The sequence below is a fragment of the Ensifer sp. genome (assembly GCF_035999135.1).
GTDB lineage: Bacteria > Pseudomonadota > Alphaproteobacteria > Rhizobiales > Rhizobiaceae > Ensifer.
The window spans coordinates 1-4,154 of sequence record NZ_DASYGZ010000006.1 but is presented as its reverse complement, the minus strand read 5'-3'; the positions used below and the strand labels follow the sequence as shown (position 1 = coordinate 4,154).

4 protein-coding genes are annotated in these 4,154 nt (G+C 63.1%); 1 reads left to right on the top strand and 3 read right to left on the bottom strand.

The genetic code is table 11. The features are described from left to right. The first annotated feature begins 522 nt into the window (after positions 1-522). Positions 523-1,281, top strand: coding sequence for a gamma-glutamyl-gamma-aminobutyrate hydrolase family protein (locus VGO12_RS00175; RefSeq protein WP_327510734.1), 759 nt, complete (start codon positions 523-525; stop codon positions 1,279-1,281). 68 nt (positions 1,282-1,349) lie between these two features. Here VGO12_RS00175 and VGO12_RS00170 read toward each other — a convergent pair whose 3' ends face one another. The 3 genes from VGO12_RS00170 to VGO12_RS00160 all read right to left on the bottom strand — a co-directional run bounded on the left by VGO12_RS00170 (position 1,350) and on the right by VGO12_RS00160 (position 4,042). Next, positions 1,350-2,315: a 2-hydroxyacid dehydrogenase gene (locus VGO12_RS00170; protein ID WP_327510733.1), complete on the bottom strand. Its 966-nt coding sequence runs from the start codon at positions 2,313-2,315 to the stop codon at positions 1,350-1,352. A 26-nt stretch (positions 2,316-2,341) separates the two neighbouring features. After that, entirely contained in the window at positions 2,342-3,364 is a 1,023-nt protein-coding gene (locus VGO12_RS00165; protein WP_034786913.1) for a LacI family DNA-binding transcriptional regulator, read from the bottom strand. A gap of 177 nt (positions 3,365-3,541) precedes the next feature. Next, complete coding sequence (locus tag VGO12_RS00160) at positions 3,542-4,042, bottom strand: MarR family winged helix-turn-helix transcriptional regulator (RefSeq protein ID WP_327510732.1); 501 nt, start codon at positions 4,040-4,042, stop codon at positions 3,542-3,544. Positions 4,043-4,154: the final 112 nt, after the last annotated feature.

Below are 4,154 nucleotides of genomic sequence, written 5' to 3'. Positions count from 1 at the left end.
GCCGATCACCAGCGTTTTGCGATGTTCGTAGAGCGAGCTCACGGATGACAGATACACGTCAGTCGGAAGAGCGCTCTGTCCAAGTCGCATCATGAACCAAGCTCCGGTTTACCGGATTGTTAGGGGTGATGACTTAACGAAAGATTTCGTCTAACGCCCCGAAAAATGTATCGAATCCCAGCAAAATCACGGGCTGGCGCCAGTTTTGCCCCAGAGTTCAACTCCACAGTGCGAACCACGTCGGACAATACTCGGTTTCTACAACCAAACATAGGCACCGCCATAACAAAAACGCTTAATTGCAACTTCGACAATTCTGCAGCGTTTTTCGGCGATCCCGGATTTGCGCTTCGGATGGTTACCCGTTCTTGAAGATTACCTGCGATTTCCTGCCGTTTCAGAGTGCGCCTGCCGCCCTTTTCATCCCGGATCGACGCAGCATTCGCACTCACCACCTTCTCAGTTGACTTTCATCCGCATCTGAAGGCAAGGCTTTTCTTGAAGCCAGTACGGAGCTTGATGATGTCGAAACCTGTCGTTGCCATCCCCTGCGATTTCCGCGAATTCGACGGCAATGTCTGGCACGTGGTCGCCCACCAATACGTGCGCGCCGCCGTCGAAGGCGCCGGTGTCATGCCCTTCCTGATCCCCGCGCTCGAGACCGGAAACGACATCGACGAGATCCTCGATCGCGTCGACGGCGTGCTGGCAAGCGGCGCCCGCTCCAACGTCCACCCGTCGCTCTACGGCCGCGAGGCGAGGGAAAGCGACGGCCCCTTCGATCCCGGCCGCGACGCGACCAGCCTCCCGCTCATCACCCGGGCGATCGAGCGCGGCGTGCCGCTGCTTGCCATCTGTCGCGGCATTCAGGAGCTCAACGTCGCGCTTGGAGGCACGCTCGCCAGCGAGATCCAGGACCAGCCCGGCATCTGGGACCACCGCAAGCCCGACGTGAAGGAACTGGACGTGGCCTACGGCATCCGTCAGGACGTCATCGTCAAGGAAGGAAGTTGCCTTGCGCCGGTGCTTGGCGCCGGCCGCATCCGCGTCAACTCGCTGCACCGACAGGCGATCGCCGCAAGCGCCCCGCGCCTTGCGGTCGAAGCGGTTGCTGACGACGGCACGATCGAAGCCGTCTCGGTGATCGGCGCCAAGGCCTTCGCCGTCGGCGTGCAATGGCATCCGGAATACTGGGTGCGCACCGACACGCCGTCGGCAAGCTTGTTCAAGGCGTTCGGCGATGCCGTCCGGACCTACGCCGCCGGTCGCCGCACGGCCTGACACCCTTGCGCCACCGTGCGAGACGGCAACAACCGGCCAAGACTTGATCTCCGCGATCAATCGCGCCGTCAGGCGCTGCGCCTGGTGAATGGCGTCTCCGGCACCGGTGTCAGCGCCCTGCCCGTCTCAAACCAGGCTTCGATGTTGCCGGCGACGAGATCCGCCATGGCATTTCGGGTCACCACAGATGCGGAAGCGACGTGCGGCAGCAGTGACACGTTCGGCAGGGCCATCAACGCGTCCGGCACCTGCGGTTCGTTCTCGAAGACATCGAGACCGGCGCCAGCGATCACGCCCGCCTGAAGTGCCGCAATCAGCGCGGCCTCATCCACGGTCGAGCCACGACCGACATTGACCAGCACGCCGTTGCTGCCGAGGGCTGAAAGCACCTCGGCATTGACGGCGCGCTTCGTCGCCTCGGTGCCGGGCACGATGACAACGAGCGTATCGACCGCGGCTGCGAGCCCGACCAGTGTCGGATGATAGGCATAGGAAAGCCCTTCACGCGGGCTGCGGGTATGGTAGGCGATCGAGACGCCGAAGGCTTCGAGCCGCCTGGCGATCGCAAGGCCGATGCGCCCGAGCCCATAAAGACCGACCGTTCGCCCGCGCAGCGAAAGCGGCGAAAGCGGGAACGCACCGTCTTTGGCCCACCGTCCCTGGCGCAACCATTGCTCGGCCTGCGGCAGCTGGCGCAGCGTGTTGAGCAAGAGGCCGACCGCAGTGTCGGCAACCTCCTCGGTCAGCACGTCGGGCGTGTTGCTGACGGTTATGCCCCTTTCAGCCGCATGCCCCACATCGACGCCATCGTAGCCCACACCGAAATTGGCGATGATCTCAAGGCCCGGCAGGGCGTCCATCAGGGCGGCGGGGACACGTCCCGAAACGGCAACGGCCTTCGCATCCTGTATCTCAGCGGTCACCAGCGCCGGGTCGGCGCTGTCGATCCTGATGACCTCGAACCGCTCCGCCAGCCGATCGACCACCCGTGGATTGATCTTTCCGGGCACGAGAACGCGAATGCGGGCAGACATGGCAGGTTCCTTGCGGGTGATGGGCCTCAGGCGATGACGCGCAACGGCCCTGTCGATTGCCGGATACGCATTTCCGGCTTGATCAGGTGAATGCCGTCAGGCTCGTGGCTGCCCGAGAGCTTGTCGAGAAGCGCGCGGGCCGCACTTCGGCCGACATCGGCCTGGCCGTTCCAGACGGTCGTCAGCGCCGGCGTTGCGATCGACGCTTCTTCCAGGTCGTCGTAGCCGGTAACGGAGATGTCGACGCCGGGAACGAGGCCGGCGCGCGCGATGCCGTTCATCATGCCGATCGCCACCAGGTCGTTCCAGCAGACGACGGCGGTCGGCTTCTGTGGCAGCGACAGCAGATGCACAGCCGCCTCGAAGCCGCCCTGCTTGGTGCGCGGGCCGGGGATGCGCAGTTCAGGATCCACCTCGATATTCGCCTTGCGCAGCGCGTTGACATAACCCTGGTAGCGATCGCGTCCGGTGGAGGTCTCGTCCGTGCCGCCGACCATGGCGATGCAACGGTGGCCAAGGCCGATCAGATGGTTGGCTGCAAGCGAGATGCCGTAGGCGTCGTCGCCGCGGAAGATCGGAACATCGACGCCCTCGATCGAGCGGGCGATCAGGATCGCCGGCATGCCGTTGTCCTCGGCAAGCTGGATGTCTTCGAGCGGCGTGCCGATCGCCGGCGACATGATCACGCCGTCGCCGCCCAACTGCAGCAGCGTCTCGATGAAATCGCGCTGCTTGTCGACGGAATCGTAGTGGTTGGACAGAATGAAGGTCTGCTTGTCGCGATCGAGCTCGGCTTCGATCGCCTTCAGGATTTCGCCGTAGAACGGGTTCATGATGTCGTGCACGACGACGCCGATGATGCCGGATCGGGAGGTCCTGAGGCTTGCGGCACGGCGATTGTAGATATAGCCGAGCGCCCGCGCCTGCTCCTTGATCTTGTCGCGTGTGACCGTCGCCACCAGCGGACTGTCTCTGAGGGCCAGGGATACCGTTGCCGTCGAAAGACCGAGTGTTTCCGCGATCGTCGAAAGCTTGACCTTTTGCGCCACGATGCCCCCTGCTAACCCTGTTCGCCCCCGCGCCGCGTCCCTCCGAGATCAGACAGTGGAGAGGATGCAGCGCCCCCGCGGTCTGCTCCCCGACGCCCTTGCGGGCGCGGCGACGCCACGAATTTAAATCCCTTTTAAACTGTTTAAATCGCCGCGGCAATATGCGTCGAGCGAGGCTCAATCGGCGGCCCGGGCCGCTTGCAGATTGCTGTCGACGGCCCTCAGCAGCTTCATCAGCGTGCGCACCTGCTTGTCCGTCAGGCCGCGTGTCGCGAGCTTTTCGGAATGCTGGCCAGCCTCGGCGATGGTCTGCAGCCGGTTTCGGCCGGGTTCGGTCAGATAAACCTTGGTCAGTCGTGCGTCGTCCTCGTCCGGGCGGCGTTCGAGAAAGCCTTGCGCTTCCATGCGGCCGATCGTGCGGGTCATGGTCGGGGCCTTGACGCCGAGCCTTGTCGCAAGTCCGCCGGCGGTCAGCCCGTCCGTTTCGGCCAGCGCCAGCATCACGCCGTCCTGCCCGGCATAAAGACCGCTTTCGACGAGATTGCGCGAGAGCACCGTGCGCATCGAGCGCGCGGCCTGGACGAGGATGGCGGCAAGATCGTGCGGCTCGTCGATCAGGAACTCGTCCTTCTTCTTGCCGTTCTTGCCTTTCTTTTCGGCCTTGTTCTTCTTGCCCATTGGACCTCCTGCCGAATCCCGTCTCGCACACTTATAACAATACAGCTTGCGATTACGAACTGTATGACTCAAATAACAATTTTACGACAATTGACGTGGAGGATCGAAGAGA